Genomic DNA, 22,656 nt, shown 5'->3' with positions numbered 1-22,656 from the left:
TTAAAGTAATTGCATCGATTTACAATGCAACTATACAACATTTCCTATTTGAGAGGATGATACCCATGAATACTCACCAAAAGATGAAAGCTGTCGGTGCTTACCAATACCTCCCCATATCCAACCCGGAAAGCCTTATTGATCTGCACTTGGATAAACCAGAACCTACAGGCCGCGATTTGCTTGTACGTGTAAAAGCAATCTCAGTCAACCCTGCCGACGTAGGCGTTCGCGAAACACATAACTACGAAGCCGAGTCACCGAAAATTCTTGGTTGGGATGCCGCTGGAATCGTAGAACAAGTTGGTCCGGACTGCCAATTGTTTAAACCTGGGGACAAGGTCTATTATGCGGGCAGTGTGTCTCGTCCAGGCAGTAACAGTGAATTTCATTTGGTTGATGAACGTATTGTGGGAAATATGCCAAGAAGTTTGGATTTCGCAGCCGCCGCTGCATTGCCGCTTACCTCGATAACTGCATGGGAGAGCCTGTTTGATCGTTTGGGAATTAGCGCAAATACAGGTGAAAACAAAAACATACTGATTATCGGTGCAGCTGGAGGAGTAGGATCGATTGCCATTCAACTTGCAAAAGCAGCAGGTTTGACCGTCATCGGTACGGCTTCACGTCCAGAGTCAATCCAATGGGTCAAAAATCTCGGTGCGGATTTTACCATAAACCACAACAACGCTTTTCACCCTCAACTCAAGGAAGTTGGCATCGACGCTGTAGATTATATCTTTTGCTTGAATGATACTGTTCAACATCTTGAAAACATGGCGGAAGTCATCGTGCCCCAAGGTAAAATTTGCTCGATCGTTCCTGTAAATAAGGCTACCTGGGCAGGGAGCCTGAAAATGGACTTGCTGTTTTCTAAAAGTGTAACATTTGTATGGGAGTTCATGTTCACACGGTCTTTGTTTCATACCAAGGACATGATGAAACAACACCAATTGTTGAATGAACTGGCGAACTTAATCGACGATGGAAAAATTAAAACTACACTGACTGAACGACTGGAGCCCATTAATGCAGCAAACCTTCGTCTCGCGCATGAAAAGTTGGAATCCGGACGGACCATTGGGAAAATTGTTTTGGAAAAATTCTGATACTGCGAAGACGAAGTAGTCATGTTTGGTTCCAAATGGCGGTAATGTGAATAGACAGCTTTAAGGCCCCCTTGCTGATGTGGGGGCTTTTTGAGTATAAATGGTATGGTGCTGGGGGGAGGGTCTGTCAAGATTTTTATGTAAACTCAATCAATCGATATATTAAAGAGGTTTCATTCCCCTAATGGGGACATCTTTTTCGGAGCCAACAGGGTCAAGGGCGTAAGGCGAAGCAAACCCTTGATGCGTTGGTGTAGAAAAAGACAATCCCTTCGGGAATGAAGCCTTTCTTTATTTGTTAACGGATGTGTGGGCGTACGCGATCCTCAAAGAAAACAGATAGCTGCATGAGAATCTGCCCCCAATTGTGGACTCGTCCCGTCCATTTTCGTAAGACATCCATGGTTACGAGATATAGCATCTTTAGAAGGGCATCGTCCGTGGGAAAGATGGCTTTTCCCTTCGTCACTTTTCGAAGTTGACGATGGTAACTTTCAATAACGTTAGTCGTATAGATCAGCTTTACGAATCTCTGGGGGATATTTGAAAAAGGTCGCAATCTCATCTCAGTTGGTACGCCAGGAGCGAACCGTTTTTTTGCTATAACCGTTACGGCTATTGGTTGTCCGCTTGTTTTTCATGTCATGCTTTGCATATCCAAGAGAGGACTCCATCTCTGCTTCGAGCATTTCTTGGATCGTTTCAGCAAACAAATCCTATAAGGCTGATTGTACGTCGTCCACAGATTTCATGTTTTTCTCTTTGATCCACTGCTTGATCTGCTCTTTTGACATCATAAAAATCTCCCAACCTTTCTACTCCTAATTGTAGTGTAGAGGTTGAGAGTTTACACAAAATATTTTACAGACTCAGCTATTACGGAATACATAAATGACTACAATAATCATCGGTACCAGAAAAGGCTAAGCCGTATGATGCCCCTAGAATATAGGCAATATCTACTAAGTTCTGCGGTATAAAGAAGACACCAACCTAGGTTCAGATTGGTGTCTAAGCTTTTTGTTTTTTCACTGTCTACTTGACAGGGGGCACTTCACTTTAAAGAGGGCGACACATTAAGGATATTCTATAGATTAGCGTACACGACTCCAAAAGCTACTTCACTATAATTATTAATAATTAATCGGTTGTTAGTTTAACTTCTTTACTGAACTTTTCAAATGTGTCTTTTAAGCCAGGAGTTACCCATACTATTTTTAGTATGGATGCAGTTTTCTCTTTAAAATCTTTAATTGAATTACTTATGACTTCCCTTGCTTTAACACCATTTTGGACCGCTGGTAATAATGCACTAACAAAGGGAAGCGTAATTTCTAGTGGTCCCTCCCACATAGTCACAGCATCTTCAAGACTACAGTTAATGTCGAACTTTAAACTAAATAGGTCTTTAATAGGCTTATTTAAGAAGTTATCCATACTGCTTGCAATAGCAGCCAATAATACCCACGTGGAACCCCTAATTGAAAGATACTCAAAAATGTCTTTCTCTGATGTGCTTAAATTACTTTTATTATTTTTTAACATATCCTTTTTGCTCTCAATAGCTTGAAATAAAGAATACACAAAGAGAATATGCCTAGCTGTTGTCTTTTCGGAAAAAATACTTGAGTATAATGCGTTATTCTCCCATATTTCTTTCTTTCTATTATATGCCGTATTAGGATCCTGGTGGAAAGCAGATAAACATTGCGCTACCAAATCATGAGGAATTAGATTATTATATCTTTTTATCTTATCCTCACTACCACCACGTCTTCCCCCTAAATAAACAACATTAGGAATCTCCCTGAATTGCCTTCTTAATTCAGTTTGAATTTCATCAGTACTCCTAAAATCGGAAGACGCAACTACGTTTTGTTTATTATTAAACTGAATAATATCCCTTAAAATTTTAGGGTCATCACATTTAATAAATCTAACAGATACTAAAGCATTTTCTCTTGGTCTATTAAGCACAGAACCTATAGCTCCAGTTGTTTGTGCTCCGTTAACTATAGACATTCCCTTTATTTTGATTTTATCGGATGTAATCTCGTCTATTTTGTTCACTAGTATAGTAAGTCCATTGTTATATATAAGAAAATTTGATGGAGTTGTTTCAACAGTATTTTTTATTCCGTTATTAATATTATTTTTGTTATTTAAACTCCTAAGTAACCCTGAATATTTGATGAGAAAAGATCATCTTTAAATTCCTGATAGTTATCATAAAGAAACGTTAGTGGGATTGCAGTCATGTAACTTGTCCAATTATCACCTATTATTTCATATCCGCCTTTTGGGGTTTCTATTTCGAAATCATTAGTAACTAAAATTGGTACAGATGAGGACTTATACCAGTTGCTTAATGTTTCTCTACCAACTTCTAATGAAATAACGTTTATATCAGTTGGGGTATCTGTATATGCATTAAGAGAACTTATCAATGATAATTTGACTGCGTTCATTTCATCAGTAACATTTTTAGATTGAGGAAGATTATGGACATACCATATTTGTATTGTATGTATCTTTTTGGTAATAATTGCTTGTCTTAATTGTGCTGAAGCTGCTTTAATATCTAACGGAAGGTTATCAAGATCTTCATTTAGTAACCATGTAACTGCAGTATTTAAGTCACTAGCTTTATTGGAGGGAGCGGATGTCCTTTCCTTTTGGGACATATAACCTTGAGCTATTATGGCTAGCCCTTCTTCCTCGTCTATATATACCAAATCGCACTTTTTGTCATTATTTCCATCAGTTAATGCATCAGATGCCACGCTCTGTATATCCTCTAGTTGCATTCTCAACTCCAAAGCATACAATAAAAGCGCGTTATCTTTATATTTCTCTATCAGATCTTCTCTAGCTAAGAAACTATCTAAAAAATCCAAAATAGCCACCACCCGTTAATATTCAATAGTTAAATAATACCACCCTAGAGAAGTTCTTTCTATGCCCAATTTCCTAGTACAATTCACTGTCGTTAGCCTAATATGATTTAAATTTGCGTCACTTATGATAAGGTTCACCGTATCTATTGATAGGGTAAATTGATAGAAAAGCAATAGGACAGGTAGAAGGGAGATGCCGTCTACCTGTCCTTGCTACGAAGATAGCACTAGACAATAATATTTTAATTGAACTGCTCAATCTTTGTTTCAGTTAAAAACCACATATCTTCCTTTGAGTCAAAAGACCAACTAAAAAAGTATGTGTTTCCATCAACATTAGAATAATCTTTTGTCTGGAACACCATATATTTAGGATTTTGAATATCCTGCAAAAACAGTTCCATTGTTGGTCCGTCTGGCCATCTGATTTTTATAGGTCGTAACTCTCCAGCTCTTACATAAAAGAGTCTAGCAATAACACCACTTGAACTACCATGCTGTGTAACAACTAAAATATCAGGCTGACCAGGAAAATTAGACTTAATTTTATATACCATTTCCCTTGAGGAATTAAATTCTATTTCTTCTTCATCAAATAGTTTTAATTTTTGGCCTTTCACCTTGCCCATTTCACTTAAATTAATTAAATATCTTCCCTTATAAATTCTGTCCCCTTCATTTGCTCCTGCCCAACCAGTTTGCTCAACATACGTGCTTTCATTTTCTGAATAAATATAAACGGTAAATGGCTTTCCATCCTTATCATTTAGTTCAAAGGAGTAACGAAAGTACCCGTCGCCATTATCCGGCGTCTTCTTACTTGATAATATATTTGACGTTTGTTGGCTTCCATAGTCCGTTGCCAAATCTGATGCTGTCTTTCCTTGATTATCTTGTAAATTCGGGTTCGCACCTTTACTTAAAAGATACTCTACAACATCGACACTGTCATAGGTTACTGCTTTCATTAATGCCGTTTCTCCAAGAGAGTTGGTAGCGTTAACGTCTGCCCCAGCTTCAACCAATATCGACACTATATTCGCGTTCCCTTGAAAAGCAGCACGCATCAATGGAGTCATAAAAGCATTCTCTTCGGTCTTATTTGGATTGGCTCCTCTTTCAAGTAAAAGTTTCGTAATTTCTAAATTGTTCAACAATACGCTGTGCGTTAATAATGGATAGCCTTCTCCACCCAAGATATTTGGGTCTACTCCATCAGTTAGGAGTTGAGTAACTTTCGTTGCATCGCTTTCTTTAATAGCTTTAGTAATTTCTACAACTCTATCGTCAACACTTATAGCCCCTGACTTTTCTAATAAATCTGCAATCTCATTAAACCCTTCATTTTTTGCAATCCACAAAACACTTCTACCTTCAAAGTCTGTTGAATTGGGATTAGCTCCAGCGCTTAATAAAGACCTAACTTTTTCTATATCGTTAGCATATACGGCACCTTCCAGTGTGTTCTCAATACCACTAGAATCATCTATCAAAGAGTAATTTGTTTGGTTAATAGTTTTATTAGCATTATTTTCAACCGAACCTTTCAAGTCTTCAAAACTTTTCCCCATAAGTTGTTTAAGATTTTCAACACGAATGAAAGACATTCTATAGACTTTGTTAAGCTGATTATAGTCTTTGTTAAGCTTGTTACTTTCTTTAATCATATCAGTAACTTCGATATTAAAATTGAAGATAATCAAGTTGGGGCTACTCTTAATAATTATCACTGGCTCTCTAGCAATATCTATTTGTAATAGTTCAAAATCTTTGTACGCATCAATAACCTCCTGGTAAGTGTTCCCAATACCTATCCTCTATTAGATTTAAATTCAATATCCCCAGAAGTAATCGAAACGACTGAATCATTCGCAAACAAAAGTCATAATCTTTATATTTGTATTGAATGACTTTATCTCGTTGTTTCTTTGTTGTTGGTACGCCAAATTTATCAACCACATCATCCTTAGTGCTACCTAGTGTAATTCCATAAATAATTAACTCATCCTGAAGACTAGATTGATTCATTTGATTAGAAGTTGAGGAACATCCACTAAAAAACAAGAGAGAAAGAGCAAAAAAAATTATACCTGTAACTCTCATTAAACCCTCCCAAGACTTTATAACTATTGTCACAGCTACCTTATAATTACGCAAATACTTGCGTTATCTCCGTTATACTTTGGCACTAATTACCATTCACATCTACATTTGTATTAACTAACTTTGGATATTTTATTTGATTTCAAGATAATTTGTCTATAACTTGTACTGGAAACAAAAGATTCTTCTTGTTGGTTGAGGTAGACTGCTCGGAGAAAAAGAAACCGCGACTGACCATATCATCTCGCAATTCTGATGGTAAAAGCGGCTTAAAGCTCCCCAAGGTAAATAGGGTTTCCGACTTTCCTAACTTTCCAGCACGAATGTCATCACCGTATCTATTGATAGGGTAAACTAAAGCTTCAAAATGCAAAAAAGGGATAGGCCTTGAGCCAACAAAAATCAATATTGAGCTCTGGCTCATCCCTTTATTTCATATAGTCCAGTGTCTGCGCGTTCAGCGATACCTTGACCTCTCTCCACATTGGCATAAACTTGTCCATGAGCGAAATGAATCGCTCATTGTGGTTTCTTTCGACAAGGTGAACCAGTTCGTGAAGAATAACGTATTCAAGGCACTCTGGCGTTTTCTTGGCGAGCTGTACATTTAACCATATCTTCCCTGTTTTTGTATTGCATGTTCCCCATTTAGTAGTCATATACTTCGTTTGCCAGCTTGAGGCTTTCAAGCCCGTAATCTTCTCCCACTTGGGTAGTACACGCGCTACCTCAGCTTTCAGTAATTCCCGATACCATTCACGGATAAAGTTTTCTCGTTGTTCGGTGCGGCTTTCCTTACGTACGGTTAGAAGAGCCCTATTGCCAGCCAACACAAGCGAATTCTTATTACCGTAGTGGGTTTCTATGAAATATTGCTTGCCCCAAACATAAAGTGTCTCGCCAGAAACATGTTCTCGTTCCGATTGGCGTAACTGATTGTCGAAATTGCTAACTTGTTTCTTTATCCAACTGACCTTGGTCCGCACAAACCGTTCAATCGCTTCGTCGCTAATTGAGCGCGGTGCAGACACCGTCACTTTACCGTTCGGTGGTTTGACGTAAAGGTGCATATTCTTTATATTCTTTCTACACACCTCAATCGGTATGTCCGAAATCAATAGCGTCATCTAATACTCTCCTTGTTCAACAACGATGTTGTAGACCCGCTCGACCTCGTCTCTGTCATTCAATAACTTAAACAAAGCATGCTTAATTCTTCGCTCCTTGAATGGGTTATGCCGAAAATCTACTTGTTTACTTTCACGTACTGCCTTATCAATGGCGATTGCCAGCGCCTCATCATTGCCACAGTTATCGTAAAACGCCCGCAGCGCCCCGCTATGCCGAATGTTTTCAGGATAGTGTGGGTTGTTTTCAGGCTTCTCGGCATTCTTAACCAGTTCAATATACTTCTCCAATAAATTCTCATAGGCTATAGCGCCCTCGCGCCGTGCCTTGATAAGTTCATCAAGGATAGCCGACATCTTCTCATAGTACTTTGGGTTGATGAGAATTTTCTCAACTACCTTTTTACGAATATTATTCTCAATTGCCTCGGCTACGGCCTCCTTACCCTTGCCACCAAGTTTCTCTCCCTGCGCCAAGACAAAGTCAAGCAGAGTAAAGTCATCAAACTCGCCAATTTTACGGCTGTCTTCTGCTTTGATATAGGTATCGATAAGGCGCCGCATATCTGCTTCATAAGATTTCAGGTCGATAAAGTCGCCACTGGTATTTCCGATGGTTTCTTTCAGTGCGAGATAGAATGTGACTTGCTTATCTATATCCGCTTGTTCGGTATCTGTATATCCTGCATTCGCCATCTCCCCCTTAATCTCAGAGCATGCGCGGACAAGGCGGTTCACAAGTTTATACAGTTTTTCACGGCTCCGAGAGCAGAAATCGTCATCTATGCCGCCTACTCCACTTTCGCCGCAAAAATAATGGATATAATCAATCTCGGCACGTGGAGCTGGTACTCCTCCGCACAGGTCGTCGAGTTCCTCAAGCGTTGCGTCGAGATGCTTCTTGGCTTCTACTAGGCGGTCTTTAATCAGACCTTCAATGTCCTCAGCAGCATATCCTTCGAATGCACCCGATGTATATTTGTTAAGAGCATCTGCCAAATCTTCGAACAACTGCTTGTAGTCCACAATGTAGCCGAAATCCTTTGCCTCGCCGTCAAGACGGTTGACACGACAAATTGCCTGGAATAGTCCATGGTCGTGCATTGATTTGTCTATATAAAGATAGGTGCAGGGCGGGGCATCAAATCCCGTCAGAAGCTTATCAACTACAATAAGCAGTTTCATTTGTGCCGGTTCCTCTATGAACTTCCGCTTCACCTCTGCTTCAAAGTCCTCCACAGTTTGACCGTTTAGCATCTTCTTGTATACTTCGTATTTCTCAAACTCCTCTGCATCTTCGGTTTCTGTGCGAAGATTGCTTTCAAGTGGCACAAACGATGTAACTATCGCACATTGTTTGAATCCGCGTGACTGAAATATCTCATAATACTTGCAAGCTGTATAAATCGAATCCGCCACAAGCATGGCGTTGCCGTTGCCGTCGGCGAGCCGGTTCTTGATATCAAAGTCGGCCATGATATCTTCCGCGATAACCTCAAGCCGCTTGCGGGAACTGTACAACTTCTGCATTTTTCCCCACTTGGACTTAAGTTTCGCTTTAGCAGTGTCATTTAATCCGCGGGTCTTGGCATCAAAGTATGCATCAATCTTGTCCTGCGCAGTGATTATTTGTTCTATGTCTCGTGCCTCATACCGTAAATCAAGAACAACTCCGTCCTCGACTGCTTCGTTATACTTGTAGGTATGGATATACCCTGGCGAAAAAACTTCTATAGTTGTTTTTTTATCTTTTACAAGTAGTGGCGTACCTGTGAACCCTATGAATATGGCATTCGGCAGTATCTCTTTCATCGCTGCGTGGAGTAGCCCGCTCTGAGTTCTATGGCACTCGTCCACGAAAACGACAAAATCACCCTTTGCCTTAAAGTCTCGCGGCAAAGCGGCTTTTAACTCTCTGATATATTGCTCAACGGATTTTTTCGCTTGGTTTTCATTTTTTTCCGAGCTGTTACGCACACCGAACTTATGAATCAGTGAACAAATCAGTCGTTTATCAGTCTTATCCAATCTCTCCACAAGGTCAGCGCAGGAACTCGTTCGGTAAACCCGCTCGTCTACGCCCCGGTAGACTTTCTCCATTTGCTCGTCTAATTCTTGACGGTCAGTGACAATCAAGACGCGGGCATTGGGGTTGTTCGCCAATATCCATTTGGACAGCCATACCATGGTCAGTGTCTTGCCGCTGCCTTGTGTGTGCCAAATTATTCCACCTTGTTTATTGCTGAGTTTCAACTGCGCCTTTTTGATGCCGAAGAACTGGTTATGTCGGCATACTTTTTTAATGCCCTTGTCGAACACGATAAAGTTATGAATCAGGTCAAGTAAACGCGGTTTGTAGAACATACTGAACAATTGCCAATCCAGTTTGTCCGGGAGCTGCTTGCACTTTTCTAGAATATCAAGCGAAACATCATCAAGCGGCTGTGCCTCTGTGTTGACGGTGTCGTTTTTCCACTCAAGGTAATACTTTTCTGGTGTTTCAATTGTGCCATAACGCAAACCCTCGCCGCTGTTCCCAGCCATGGCGAACTGAATGGTGGTGAAGAACGGCTTATTAAAATGCTCATTCTGATTGGAGATGTTTTGTCTTATGCCCTGTGAAACCGACACGGTGGATTTTTTAAGTTCAATCACAGCTATGGCGATGCCGTTGATATACACGACAAGGTCAGGGCGGCGTTGACTTCCCGACTTAATCGTCACTTCCTCAGCGATGGCAAACTCGTTGTTTTGATAGTCCTCCCAATCGATAAAATATACGGTCTTTTCCGGCTCACCGGGGTTCTCCTTGATTTTCGCGCCGTATTTGAGGAGCGAGTACACGTCCTGATTAGCTTTGTATAATCCCTGCTGAAGGTTTCCAGCCGCACGAGTAAGTGTATCAACCGCCTTGATGGAAAGGCTCGTGCTGTAACCGCCGCCTTTTGGTGATACGAGCCATGCCGTTAATTTATCGGTCATTATATTAGTGTTTATCTGGTGGCGAAGGTCACCGTAATACTCATAGCCAAGTACTGCCTTATCACGGAACAAGGCGAGTACACGGTCTTGTATCTTACGCTCAGCTTCGTTAATTCTCGCCATTGTCCGTCTACTCCTTAATTAACCGTATTCTGCCCGATAGCAGTTCGCTCATCATTCCTTGCTTTATGCGCCGTGCCTTTTCGAGCTTCGCTGTCAGCACGTCAATCTCCGCGTCCATATCTGATAGAACGGTAGCGATAGCGGCTTGCTCGGCTACAGTAGGCGGGATTTTCAAAATGAATTTATATACCTGCGCTTGTGATAATGTGGGTATTGCGCCACCTACGATTGTGTCATTGATTTGCTTTTGAAATTCATCAAAAGCTAATAAGTATCCAAAGAATCTGCTATCTGTGGTAATCTCCTTGAATACGACCATCTGCGGATTAATTGTTGCTTCCCACGGTAAAAAATCAATGTAAGCAGTTTTCCCAAATGTTGAACCAGTTTTTACTAAAACCACATCTCCAACTTGCAAGATTATTTCAGGAGACTCTTTATATTTTTCCCATGAAATATACGTTGAATTGTAAAAATTAACTTTGCCGTTTTCGATGTTTGAAGGACTAAGAGAAATAGCCCCCTGCTTTTCTTTCACAATATCTTGCTTGGTGTAACCTCTAAATCCAATTCGGCCAAATATTTTGGCAAGCTCAATAACTTTCTTCTCCATCCACTCGCCCTCAAAACCTGGCAACCGTCGCTTGCCCGTAAGCAGTTCTTGCATTGCGCCTTGCTTGACGGCACGCTTCTTGGCAATCAGCTTTTCGAGCATGGCGATGTACTCGTCTGCGTCTGACAGCGCAGCAGCAATGGCACGTTGTTCGGTCTTAGACTTTGGAAAACAAATCATAATTTTGCCGATGGTTGACTTACTAACACCAGTGACCTTTGTTCCAACGGCGTAGAATTTGAACTGTGATTTAACCGCCGTTGTTTGGAAGCAAAACTCTCGAAACCTCTCATCAAGGTCATCTGTCTTTGCCTTTGCCACAATGGTGTGCAGGCCTGAAATGAAAGGTATTTTCCCCTCATTTCGGACAACAACGTGCCGACTGGCGCCTTCATCATCTTCGGATGCGTCAACAAATACAACATCGCCGTCATCCAACAAAGATTTATTAGATACCTTATTAATATCAATATCAAGTCGTGGTATGGAACTATCGTTGCATACATCAATATAGGGTCTTATTGAAGCATGAATATCTCCGTAATGTAAATAAGGGTATCCTTTATCGGACAGTTGTGCTCTTGAGGCCGAGAGTCCACCCGAGAAATCGAATAAATCTCCCAATGACTTTTCAATCCATCCATTCACCATACAAACCCCATTCTTTCCAGATGAGATTTTACCTTACTTTTAAGTCCCGCTACTTTAGATTCAAGCTCGGGTAAAGTTAGTTCGTAGCGGTCCACGAGTTCCGTCACTCGCTCAGCAATACGGTAGTTTACTGACGTATATAGCGTGTACACACCACCGCTAAGTGAGCGATACCATTTCCGTTCAAGTAAGAGTTCCATAATCTGCTCGTCCGTCAGTTTGGCGTACTGCTCACGGGCTTTCTTATCGAGGACTGATTTCAGGTCTTTCAGAACCGCGCTTTGCTCATCTATCAGCGTTTGCTTTTCTTGCAACGACGTTAAAGCCATGTAATCGTCGGCGTAGTGTTCTGGCACATCGGCAGTTGCTCGAATTTCAGCGATACGCTTTTTAATACTCGCGACGGTGATTGTGCCGTTATCAGTCACAGCATTCTTGCACAGCGGATTGGCGCGGACAAACGCCTCGACTTCCTTCTTTTTGGGCAGTGAGGAATTCAGTAGCGCAAGTAAGGCCTCACTCTCTTCAGTCATTATGCTTGAACGTATCTCTTCAATTTTCTTTTTTAACGCAGTCTTGTTCAACTTTCCTTTGTCTGTTAGAACATCATTAATTGCCGAGCCGTCTTCCGCGTTATCAATAATTTCGTCTAGTTCAGCTTGAGCCGCAGCAATTATTGTTTCGATATCGTCAATCGCTTTCTGCTCTGCCGCAAAGAACGTCTCTATCACAAGGGATTTCGGCACCAGTTTGCCATCCCATCCTGTTTCTATTGTTTTCTTTTCCTCTGTACCGTCCTTTTTCTTCTTAATGCTTGTTTTGTTGAATACTTCAATTTCGCGAACTGCTTTGTAGCCATCCTGAACAAGCAAGTACACGTCATCAGACATTACTTCATTCCAGTATGACATCAATATCTCATAAGCATCGTACTTGTCAACAAGCGTGACAGGCTCGTATTTCACCAGTATCTGCTCGGCGAGTTCGGCAACAAGTAACTTCGGCTTTGTCGAGCCGTCTATACTGCGTAATTTTCCGTCAACATCGTTTTTCCAACTTTCAAAGGCGTTCTCAACCTTATCGGCGTATGCAGAAAAGTCTGAGTCGGAGTATATAGTGTTACGGATTGAGCCTTTGTCCACAGCTAGCGAATAAAACCCGTCGCGAAGCGGCTTAAACAACGCAGCCTTTAGGTTTGGGAATGAACTCCAGTAAAGCGACAGGCCATCAACGTCTGCACTCGGAATACCGCCATTTAGGTGTCCATCGATGTTCTGTAAATCTTCAGAAGCGCCGCTGTCTAAGTAGCGCGCTATGTTGAGGTTGTATGCGTTCTGATTCTTTATCTTGTCATATGGTACAAAGCGTGAGTAATTTGGTAATTCAATTCGCTGATTGAACACCGTCGTGATTTTATAAACATCTCGCTCACGAAGCCGGTTCTTATTGCCTTCCTTAGTGAAGTCGCGGCTCGCGTCAATCATAAATATACCGTCCCGCTCGTCGGCGTTCTCTTTGTCGATGACAATAACGCAAGCGGGTATCCCTGTGCCATAGAATAGATTCGCGGGCAAGCCTATAATGCCTTTGATTAACCCCATATCAATCAGTGATTGCCTTATAGCCGCCTCTGCATTGCCACGAAACAATACGCCGTGGGGAAGTATGACCGCCGCCTTACCGTTTCGCTTAAGCGACTTAATAATGTGGAGTAGCCAAGCGAAATCACCATTTTTCTGCGGTGGGCGGTCACCGTAACCATCAAATCGTCCGTACTCTTTCAAGCCGTGTGTCCAGTTCTTATCGGAGAACGGAGGATTTGCGACCACAAAGTCAAACTGGCGCAACGCCCCGTCATCGTTAGGATTCTTAAACTGAGGGTCGGAGAACGTACTGTAACCACCTTTAATTTCGGCGGTCGCTCGGTTATGCAGAACGAGGTTCATACGGGCAAGACCTGCTGTGGTGCCTTCTTTCTCTTGGCCATATATGGCTACATCGACTGGGGCAGCTTCAGCTGCGCGGATTAGTAGGGAACCAGAACCACAAGCTGGGTCGTACAGCGTGGTATCACCCGCTTTAGCATGCTCAATTCCAACGACTTTAGCAAGGATGCGCGACACTTCGGCTGGGGTATAGAATTGTCCCTTGCTCTTCCCACTTTCGGTGGCGAAGTTCCTCATAAGGTATTCGTAAGCATCGCCGATGATGTCGTCGCCGTCGGCGCGGTGGCGGCTAAAATCCGGCATTAGGTCGCGGAATATGCCAAGTAACTCGCTCAGTTTATCGACCATCTCCTTGCCTTTTCCAAGTTTGTCCTCGTCATTGAAGTGCGCGTTGTCAATAACTCCTCTGAGGTTGTTGGCCTCAGCAAGTTTGGCGATAATTTTGTCCATTTCTTCGCCGATGTTCTTATTACCAATTAGTGCGAGCATATCGTCAAAGCTGCCGCCTTCGGGAACTTCAATGTCGCCGTAAGCAACACCCTTAAACTTGTCTGAAACATACTTCACAAACAAGAGGGTCAATATATAATCCTTGTATTGTGATGCATCCATCCCACCTCTTAATGCATCACAGCTTGCCCACAGGGAGCTATATAATTCACTTTTCTTGACTGCCATAAAATTCTCCTCGCTTTTGCGTTCTAACACTAATGTGACTTGTGTTCTCTCTCAATTACTTTATGTTCTATACCAGCAACAGGCCATAGTTAATATCACTAACTAGTAACCATCAAATCCAAAAACGCGGTAACTGCCACCTATCAGATATACTTCAGATACATTCAACAGTTTAAATGGGATTCCTTCCCCATTCGGGGTTATGGGCATTATTTCTAAAATCATAATTAAGCATAATAACTTGCCGGAAGACGATGATTACGATGTTGATAGCATACTTTTCAGTAGAAAATCTGGCTATGATGACCTAGGTCTGGGCCGCCGAGTTTTGGAGAAGTATTGATAATCTGATGGGAAAATAAATGGAGGCGGGCAGGATTGCCCCCTCCACGTTTTTTAGCTCAGTTCCGTAGCAAGTTCGACTTCATCATCTTCAGTTTCATCTACATCATCAACAACGGTAGTTTCACGGCTTATCTGCTTGCCCATTGCCTTCTCAATTCTATCCAAGAGCGCATTCTGCCTCATGCTGAAGAACTTGTCAAAATCATCGCCGCTCATTGAGTCATAGTTAATAACGTGTGATTCAAGTATTTCTTCCATCCGAGTAACCGTAATACCAGCATACTTCTGCAGCCGTGCAATATAAACACTTGGAGCATTGCCGCCTATCATCCGATTTGTTTTTGCTGACAGCGGCGTCTTATTAACAATGCTATCACATTTCCTTGGGTCAATTCCTTTCGTGTTACAATACGCCCTTGGGAAAATATGATGGATATCTATCCGCTCATCGAAATACATTTGCAAATCCACTGCATCTCCACTGCGGAAATCAAGTGCTCCCTCCTTAAGAAGCAATGCCGATATCCCTTTGTACGCTGCACTATTCCTTGTTCTTAATGTCAATAACCGGGCCGGAGAGAAGTTTGCATCTTGAATCGTTGAAGGAGCCTCTTTACCACCTAACCAATCAATCACTTCCGGCAGGTCCTTTGCAAACCTAGTTTCGATAGCACTTCCGTACAGCTCACCCAATACACCACACCAGTACCACTGTGCTAAGTTGGTACGGATTCCGTCATTATCTGCCCGGTCGCCTAAAACTGCAAAGATTGCCGCTAGAGGAACCGTCTGAGTACGATACGGCATATCCCTTGCCGCAAAAATCCTTTGAGCATATAGGAACTTAGCAACCTTCTCAAAACCTTGTGTAGCTTGTTCTGCCCACGTTTGATATTCGGTTAGTGAAAGCCGAAGAACATCCTTACGCTTGCAGCTTACCGCGACATCCGCGTTCTCCCTCTTCCTCGCATATGTAGCGAGTAACGTAATAGTTTGAAGAAAATCCGTATTTTCAATCGACTCCAAGACTTTGTTATTACGAATACGTCGCTCCCGGGAATTCCAGTCCAATCTCAAATTGAAATCCTCTGCAGCATATGTTGCGGTCAGTAACTCGAACGCAGTCAGTGAGACGCCTCCCGTGTTTACCTTCTCAAACACCTGGCATACTGCTTCCTTGGGATTCTCCTTTCTTAACTGAATGATGGGGATTTGGTACTGTCGGAACCGTTCGATTACCTTTTGAGTAAGCTCGTTCCACTTGTTAACTCTTTCTGCCATCTTACTTGGGTCAGCTTGAAAGTAACACATTTGCCATGCAGTCTGTTTTGTATAGTCAAATATCAGGGATAACGGGAATAGCTCCTCTTCACATTCTTTTTGCATAGTTGAATAGTCATGCATCACTTCTCCGCGGAAATTACGAATCATTTTGTCTTCATGAAGCCCTATTATGGCATCTTCCCTGTCTGCGTTTAGGTCAAGTGCTTTGTTTATATCAATGTAATACCACCGTTTGATTTCCTTGTTTCTTGGGTCACGAGTCACTGCCGGCTTGCCGGAGAACAACGACTGAAACAATGATGTCAAACGCTGTTGACCATCTAATATAAGCCGTTCGGGTTCCGGGGGATTAGCTAAATTGACTCCCTCCACAACCCTAGGCTTAAACCGAACCTCTTCGTTTCCATTTTGTAGCATCATCACTGCTCCAATTGGGAAAGACAACGATATACTCGCCAGCAAGCTTCTAATATGCTCATCGTCCCAGACCCATCCGCGTTGGAAATCAGGAAGCTGCGTCTTGCCTTCCTTAATACTGCGGAGAAGGTCAAGGAGCGATTCTTTCGTACTATCAAATGTTGTTGCTGAGTTCATCGATTATTATCCCTCCGTTCTCCATTATTTCTTAACATATTTATCCGCAGGGGACGCCAATACCTCCTCTGAGCTGAAAAAAGATGGGCAGATATTCCCCTCCGTTAGCGGTCATTTATTACAACTTGGTCAGAGGTATATTCACAAGGACAGGCTCAACACAAATATATAAAGCTGTCATTCAGTAGATACCCGCGCTTCGCGCTAGCATGGTATCAAAATGCCTTTATATAGTTACATTTCCATATAAAATTCCCGGTGTACTAGGCGTAATGTTAAAGCATTTTTTACGCCGTTTGGTGCCTCACCCCTCATACAAACCTAGTTAGTTCCTTTATTGGAATCTATCTAGGTTTTTCATTTTACAGCGAGGACTTCTGAATGGTGAGAGGCGTTCAATTAGATTGGAGGTGAGAAATCTATGAAACAATTGAAACGGCTAATGCCGACTTTTAGCGCTTAAAGAGAAACTAAACAGCAAAGCAAACTTGAATTCAAACGAAGGCATGATTATGTCAAGCTTCTTGTCAAACTTGTCTTGCTAGAAATGGCAATTGAGTCACTTACACAAAAAAGTGCGCTACTAGGAGCACACCAAACAACAGCACACAACTATTTTAAATGAATCAATCAACGAAAAACAAGGAGGGGCGAAGAGCCCCTCCTGTTTCATTTTCAGGAGGGTTTTGGCCATGAATAATGTATACAATATTGCAGTCTTCAGAACATTGTTAGCGAACACCTTGCGTGAAAAAACCAATGGTTACTTGGTCAATGAACTTTTCAACCGTTTCTCATCGATTCAAGAGCTTTTGGATGTAACAGAAGAAGAGCTAATGGCTATCAAAGGTATCGGTCCAGTCAAAGCACAACAAATCATTGCTGCTTTGAAATTAGCCAGAATGCTTCCAGTTCCCTCAAAAGACACTTATATCATACGGTCGCCGCGTGATGTTTTTGAGTATGTCAAGGACATGCAGTTTTTAACTCAAGAACATTTCGTCGTAATAGGACTGAATACGAAGAATCAGGTTGTATTTAAGGAGACCGTCTTCATCGGCTCACTTAATAGCTCAATTGTGCATCCTCGTGAAGTCTTCAAACCATTAATTCGGAAAAGCTGCGCATCTGCTGTTGTAATTCATAATCACCCAAGCGGCCAACCGGAACCGAGTCGAGAAGATATTATTGTCACGGAACGTCTGCAAAAGGCCGGTGAAATTATTGGTATCGACATTCTCGACCATGTAATCGTTGGCTTCGAATGGTTCTATTCATTTAAAGAACAGGGGAGGATTTAAGATGATTGGTTTTGGTTGTTAAGATGGCACTTTGCACTCCCTTTTAAGAACATCCCAGTCCTACCGCGGTTTTAGATGTACTAAGCGGGTAGAATATACAAAATGGTTTGTACCATTTATTGAATCTCTTATATATACATTGAAATAATAGTTTTGTAACATATACCGTGTGGGTACATGATAATAAAGTGAACACCCAGCCCCCTTCCGTCCCCCAAAGGGGGAGACGCAGGGATTACCACCCCTGCACCCCTTCACTCGGCGTGAGCCAGCCCAGCAATGACTTGCTGGGAAATCAAAAGTGTCGGAGATATGATTCGCCTGTCAAGGCAAAGAACGTACCTTGACAGGCTTCCTTTTTTCTTGATTACTACATCGTTGTCGTCCGATGAAATCTATGAACCTCTGTAGAATTTCAACATTTCTTTCTTGTAGTCACGCCTCTTCTTGGTAGCGGTTCTCTCTGGTTCTAAATCTTTACGGTTAGCCTCCGTGTCCAAAAAATTCCGTTTTCGAATCTATGCTACTTATCTTGCTACAACAGCATCAAGGATTTTCTCTCTTATTTTGACATCACTGATTTCAATACAAGGAGTGTTCCTACCCTCTGGGATAGGAAAGATAATCCTGTACTCACCTGTGTTAAGGTTACGAAGCAATTGAATTCCCTTTATGGTTAAGCCATCTGTTTTCACTTGTGCTGTTGCCAGAATATTATGTTTAGGATTTAGCTCTGTAATTTTGGCTATTACACTCATTTATGCACAGCCTCCCTTCCTTGATGATATGCTTCTCATTTGGTTTTCATGGTTTAACCACTTATTAAGTTGGTCTTGAAATACGAGCGCAATGTTATTGTTTCCATAATTACTTTCGATTACTTTTACAAGTGCCTTTCTTTGGTAAGTACTCAAGCTTTTGAGTGTCTTAATCACACTATTTTCAATGATGGACTTTCCGAACTTCTTGAGACAAAATTGGAAATCGGGACTATTCACATTTACCAGATACGCGCCCTCGAATGGATTGTATGTAATCAGGGTCGAACAGAAGTCATTAAATGTTAATCGTTGACCTTTTTTAAACCGTTCACGCGTTTCAATCCTGGTTAAAACAAAGGGCAACTTTGATTCCTTCGTTTTGTTGTACACTACTCTTTGCCGCTTTCCTCGCCTACTCCCCATGTATAGTGTCTCGCCTGAATACCTTGAATCATCAAATTTTCTAAAGCCCGAGCACCAGAAACTGTTAATGCACTCACTTGTTTCGAAGCCTAGCATGTCTACTTTGAAATCCACCCTATAGACCAATACATTTTGTATATTTCCGCAAATTAAATCTAACCAATGGCTAATTTGCTCTAGTGTAAGACCAGCGTTTGATGGGTTAATCTTTATCATTACCTGCGGTATGTTTGTAAATCTTGGTCTTTGAAAGACACGTACTGGTCCCAGTGAAATACATTGGTCATACATTGACTTATTGCGGCAGTATTTATGATGGATTCCAAACTCACTTAGCAAAGCATAAAAATCAGACGCAACAGGGCCTTCAAAAAACAGCATAATTCCGTCAATAGGACTCTCCCATAATTCAGTCCTTTGTTCAAATAGTTTCCTGTACTTCATGTAGCCATGAGGATGTTGCTGCACCTTCTTATTCCAATAGGATGATACTTTCACATGAAATTACTCCTTCTGGGAGTAGCGATTAACCTTTTTATTGGTTATCTCCCCCGAAGGTGCAACAAGTATGGGGAAGTGGATTACTATTTCCATCCTCTGTAAATTTTAATATTTAGTGCTTATAGTTATGGGCGCAACTAAATTCCTCCTTATCAAGTTAGTGCTCAGTTAGAATTTAGACATCTTTTATCTACTTAGGTCACAATCACAGTATGATGTAAATTTAAAATCATACAATTTGTTATTTTATATTATCAAACCTGATATAAGTATGTAAAGTTAAATTCGAACATGATATAATAAATGTAGAGGTGATTACATTGAACTTGAGTCAAGAATTACGAAACCGTAGAAATGAACTTAATCTTACACTTCGTCAACTCGCAGAAAAAACAGGTGTTTCTCATACTCACATTTCGGAGATTGAAAATGGGAAATGTGCACCATCATTTGAAACAACTATGAAATTGGCTAAATCATTGGATATGAATCCAAATTCAATCGTTGTAGATACATATCAAAGTCAACTAAGACAGATGCTACTGGAATTTATTAAGGTGTGCCATGAAAACAATATTAGGATTCCTTATGAACAATGGGTAAAAACAAACCTACCGCTCCAACCGCTATCACTGGATGAAAATATTGTCCACGATGCGTCACTAGAAATTGCCACAAAGCTTTACCAACAAGCTGATAAGCCCACCGCAGAATTAAAACTTGCCTTGATAAAACAGCTTCTTGAAACGAAAACAGATGCCTCTGTGATACAACTTCTTATCAATTTGATTCAACCCTTATACCAAGCAGAACTACTACTTGGCAAGATTACAGTCAATGCTGAAACTAAAAAATTTATTGAGGAATTAAACCGCCTTCAACAAAATTCACTTAATAAATAAGGGAATGGAGTGGTAATATGGACCATTTATATCTATCAAAAGTGACCTATAACAGTAAAGTAAATCTTCCGACAAACATTGAGCAAGGTGAGAAACATAAAGAACAGTTCGTAAAGCAACTTGCCAGTATGGTCAATAAATTAAGTCAACAAACAATGAATAGAGAGGAGAAGGTTACATGAAAGAGCTTAGAGCAGCAATTTACGTGCGTGTAAGCACAGAAGAGCAAGTAAATGAAGGCTTTAGTATACAAGCGCAGCTTGCTGACCTACATCGTTATGCCGAAGTTCATAATATGGAGGTTGTGGAGCAGTATGTAGACGAAGGGTATAGCGGTAAAAGCATTGAGGGTAGACCTCACATGCAGCGTCTACTACAAGACAGCAGGCAGGGTAATTTCAATGTTGTTCTGGTATACAAAATTGACCGCTTGGCGAGAAAGCTTAAAGATGCTCTCGAAATCAACGATGAGTTAGAAAAAAACGGTGTCCAGCTTGTGAGTATTAATGAAAACATAGATACAACAACACCGATGGGGAGAATGGTCTTTCAAATGGTTGGTTCCATTGCAGAAATGGAGCGTAACACCATTGTAGGTCGGGTAAAAATGGGGATGACCGAACGTGCGAAACAAGGGAAGTTTAATGGAGGAATTTGCTTAGGTTATCACTCTGTAAATAAAACTCTAGTAGTAAATGACGAAGAGGCTCCTCTCATTCGTGAAATCTTCAACCTTGCTGAACAAGGTCTCGGGTATAAGGCAATTGTCGGTCATCTTAATGTAAAAGGCTATAAAACCAAAAAAGGCAACGCTTTTTCTGTGATTGCTGTTAAAGATATCTTGAGCAATCCTATGTATATCGGGAAAGTCCGCTTTAACCAGAAGGAGAACTGGTCAGAAAAACGGCGCAAAGGGAGAAACAAAGAATACTTAGTGGTGGAAGGTGAACATGAAGCCATTATTTCTGAAGACCAATGGGAGCGAGTCCAAAGTCTACGCAATAAACGCTCCTACAAACCATCGCGCTCAGAAAAACCATTTGTCTTAAGTGGTCTTCTCAAATGCCCCATGTGTGGTTATGGAATGGTTCCTGGCTATTCTCAAGGTTCAGAAGGTACTAGGTATCGCTATTATGTGTGCGGACAACACCACAACAAAGGGAAAACCGTTTGTAAGGCCAACTCCATACGTGCAGACATTGCAGAACAAGAAGTAATGTCCCACCTGTCCTTCCTTGTTTCAGACCCTGTGACACTAAAGATGATTGTTAACCAGGTTAACGCACAAAGAGCCAATGCAGAAAAGCCATTCTACCAAGAGCAGAAATTAGTTGAATCGAAACTAAAGCAAATTGACAAAAACACCAATAAGCTGCTTGAAGCGTTACTTGATGAATCCATGCCAAAAAACATTATCAGCAAAAAACTGAATGAGCTTGAAGAGGAGAAAACGCAACTGGAATCTCGTTTTCGACAACTTCAAACCGAGCTTTCTGATGCCGACACCAAACCAATTGATTATGAAGCGCTTCGCATTCTATTGTCTGATTTTCAAATGGTACTTTCCAATGTGGTACCCGAACAACAAAAAGCGCTCCTTCGCCTCGTAATCAAAGATATTACCGTAAGCAAAGAAGCGCCTCGGGGCATTGGTCGCCGAATCGAGAAAATCAATCTCCGCTTTGACTTCACGATTGATGCAATGGAAAACACCTATGAGTTGCTGAAACAGCTATATCCTAATGTTGAAGAACAGCTCCAACCTTGGAAAAAGCGTAAGTCGAGATACAACATTAACGTGGGGGAATTGTTTAATTCCCTCCCCATTTTACCCTTAACGATGATACGGTTCCCCCCGACTAATCCGAAACGCCCGATAAACCTGCTCCAACAACACCAACCGCACCAGCTGATGCGGAAACGTCATCTTTGAAAACGACAACAGCGCATCCGCACGCTTCAGAACCGTGTCTGCCAGTCCCAACGATCCGCCGATCACAAATGCCACCTGGCTGCGCCCGTGCAGGGCCAGCCTGTCCAGCTCCGCCGACAGCTTTTCCGATGACCACATCTGTCCCTCGATCGCCAGCGCGATTACGTACTGGTCCTGCTTGATCTGCGCCAGGATGCGCTCGCCTTCTTTGCGCTTCACCTGCTCCATCTCGGCGGCGCTCATTTCTTCCGGGGCCTTTTCGTCGCTGACTTCGATTACTTGCAGCTTGCAGTAGGCAGACAGGCGCTTGCTGTACTCGTCGATGCCTTCGCGCAAATATTTTTCCTTTAGTTTGCCTACCGTAATGATTGTGATTTGCACGT

17 protein-coding genes and 1 pseudogene are annotated in these 22,656 nt (G+C 41.7%); 5 read left to right on the top strand and 13 right to left on the bottom strand.

Going from position 1 to position 22,656, the window contains the following annotated elements; all coding sequences use genetic code 11:
* Positions 1–65: 65 nt before the first annotated feature.
* Positions 66–1,109: a zinc-binding alcohol dehydrogenase family protein gene (locus IRJ17_RS04795; protein WP_242773456.1), complete on the top strand. Its 1,044-nt coding sequence runs from the start codon at positions 66–68 to the stop codon at positions 1,107–1,109.
* Positions 1,110–1,407: 298 nt separating this feature from the next.
* Here the strand turns inward: IRJ17_RS04795 and IRJ17_RS04790 are convergent.
* Positions 1,408–1,699: pseudogene (locus IRJ17_RS04790) on the bottom strand (transposase); the annotation flags it as partial.
* A gap of 249 nt (positions 1,700–1,948) precedes the next feature.
* Here IRJ17_RS04790 and IRJ17_RS28260 point away from each other — a divergent pair.
* Positions 1,949–2,089 carry an IS3 family transposase gene (locus tag IRJ17_RS28260; protein ID WP_423751955.1) on the top strand — a complete coding sequence of 47 codons (141 nt, stop codon included), beginning with the start codon at positions 1,949–1,951 and terminating at the stop codon, positions 2,087–2,089.
* Positions 2,090–2,249: 160 nt separating this feature from the next.
* On the opposite strand, the gene IRJ17_RS04780 is transcribed toward IRJ17_RS28260, so the two are convergent.
* The 9 genes from IRJ17_RS04780 to IRJ17_RS04740 all read right to left on the bottom strand — a co-directional run bounded on the left by IRJ17_RS04780 (position 2,250) and on the right by IRJ17_RS04740 (position 16,452).
* Complete coding sequence (locus tag IRJ17_RS04780) at positions 2,250–3,245, bottom strand: AIPR family protein (protein ID WP_242775210.1); 996 nt, start codon at positions 3,243–3,245, stop codon at positions 2,250–2,252.
* Between the two features lie 26 nt (positions 3,246–3,271).
* Complete coding sequence (locus IRJ17_RS04775; RefSeq protein WP_242773445.1) at positions 3,272–4,006, bottom strand: hypothetical protein; 735 nt, start codon at positions 4,004–4,006, stop codon at positions 3,272–3,274.
* Between the two features lie 242 nt (positions 4,007–4,248).
* On the bottom strand, positions 4,249–5,709 hold the full coding sequence (locus IRJ17_RS04770) for an ankyrin repeat domain-containing protein (protein WP_242773443.1): 1,461 nt from the start codon (positions 5,707–5,709) through the stop codon (positions 4,249–4,251).
* A 76-nt stretch (positions 5,710–5,785) separates the two neighbouring features.
* A complete protein-coding gene (locus IRJ17_RS04765; RefSeq protein ID WP_242773441.1) occupies positions 5,786–6,109 on the bottom strand; it encodes a hypothetical protein in 324 nt (107 codons plus the stop codon).
* Between the two features lie 428 nt (positions 6,110–6,537).
* Positions 6,538–7,236 carry a M48 family metallopeptidase gene (locus tag IRJ17_RS04760; protein WP_242773439.1) on the bottom strand — a complete coding sequence of 233 codons (699 nt, stop codon included), beginning with the start codon at positions 7,234–7,236 and terminating at the stop codon, positions 6,538–6,540.
* Positions 7,237–10,341 carry a type I restriction endonuclease subunit R gene (locus IRJ17_RS04755; RefSeq protein ID WP_242773437.1) on the bottom strand — a complete coding sequence of 1,035 codons (3,105 nt, stop codon included), beginning with the start codon at positions 10,339–10,341 and terminating at the stop codon, positions 7,237–7,239. It lies immediately after the preceding gene.
* Positions 10,342–10,348: 7 nt separating this feature from the next.
* On the bottom strand, positions 10,349–11,602 hold the full coding sequence (locus IRJ17_RS04750; RefSeq protein ID WP_242773435.1) for a restriction endonuclease subunit S: 1,254 nt from the start codon (positions 11,600–11,602) through the stop codon (positions 10,349–10,351).
* Entirely contained in the window at positions 11,599–14,229 is a 2,631-nt protein-coding gene (locus tag IRJ17_RS04745) for a type I restriction-modification system subunit M (RefSeq protein WP_242773432.1), read from the bottom strand. The genes IRJ17_RS04750 and IRJ17_RS04745 overlap by 4 nt, the downstream gene beginning before the upstream one ends.
* Positions 14,230–14,625: 396 nt before the next feature.
* Positions 14,626–16,452: a GmrSD restriction endonuclease domain-containing protein gene (locus IRJ17_RS04740; RefSeq protein ID WP_242773423.1), complete on the bottom strand. Its 1,827-nt coding sequence runs from the start codon at positions 16,450–16,452 to the stop codon at positions 14,626–14,628.
* A gap of 692 nt (positions 16,453–17,144) precedes the next feature.
* Between IRJ17_RS04740 and radC the strand changes: the two genes are divergently transcribed.
* On the top strand, positions 17,145–17,753 hold the full coding sequence (radC, locus tag IRJ17_RS04735) for a RadC family protein (protein ID WP_242773421.1): 609 nt from the start codon (positions 17,145–17,147) through the stop codon (positions 17,751–17,753).
* A 527-nt stretch (positions 17,754–18,280) separates the two neighbouring features.
* On the opposite strand, the gene IRJ17_RS04730 is transcribed toward radC, so the two are convergent.
* Together IRJ17_RS04730 and IRJ17_RS04725 are read right to left on the bottom strand one after the other, a co-directional pair.
* Complete coding sequence (locus IRJ17_RS04730; protein ID WP_242773419.1) at positions 18,281–18,511, bottom strand: hypothetical protein; 231 nt, start codon at positions 18,509–18,511, stop codon at positions 18,281–18,283.
* Positions 18,512–19,435, bottom strand: coding sequence for a hypothetical protein (locus IRJ17_RS04725; protein WP_242773416.1), 924 nt, complete (start codon positions 19,433–19,435; stop codon positions 18,512–18,514).
* A gap of 329 nt (positions 19,436–19,764) precedes the next feature.
* Between IRJ17_RS04725 and IRJ17_RS04720 the strand changes: the two genes are divergently transcribed.
* On the top strand, positions 19,765–20,340 hold the full coding sequence (locus IRJ17_RS04720; protein ID WP_242773413.1) for a helix-turn-helix domain-containing protein: 576 nt from the start codon (positions 19,765–19,767) through the stop codon (positions 20,338–20,340).
* 178 nt (positions 20,341–20,518) lie between these two features.
* Positions 20,519–22,273 carry a recombinase family protein gene (locus tag IRJ17_RS04715; protein ID WP_242773411.1) on the top strand — a complete coding sequence of 585 codons (1,755 nt, stop codon included), beginning with the start codon at positions 20,519–20,521 and terminating at the stop codon, positions 22,271–22,273.
* On the opposite strand, the gene rlmH is transcribed toward IRJ17_RS04715, so the two are convergent.
* Positions 22,175–22,654 carry a 23S rRNA (pseudouridine(1915)-N(3))-methyltransferase RlmH gene (gene rlmH, locus IRJ17_RS04710; protein WP_242773410.1) on the bottom strand — a complete coding sequence of 160 codons (480 nt, stop codon included), beginning with the start codon at positions 22,652–22,654 and terminating at the stop codon, positions 22,175–22,177. The two genes, IRJ17_RS04715 and rlmH, sit on opposite strands and share 99 nt — an antisense overlap.
* Positions 22,655–22,656 lie beyond the last annotated feature (2 nt).

This window comes from Brevibacillus parabrevis (assembly GCF_022701015.1).
Classification (GTDB): domain Bacteria; phylum Bacillota; class Bacilli; order Brevibacillales; family Brevibacillaceae; genus Brevibacillus; species Brevibacillus parabrevis.
The sequence above is the reverse complement of the archived record's forward strand: the minus strand, read 5'-3'. Positions and strand labels throughout refer to the sequence as shown.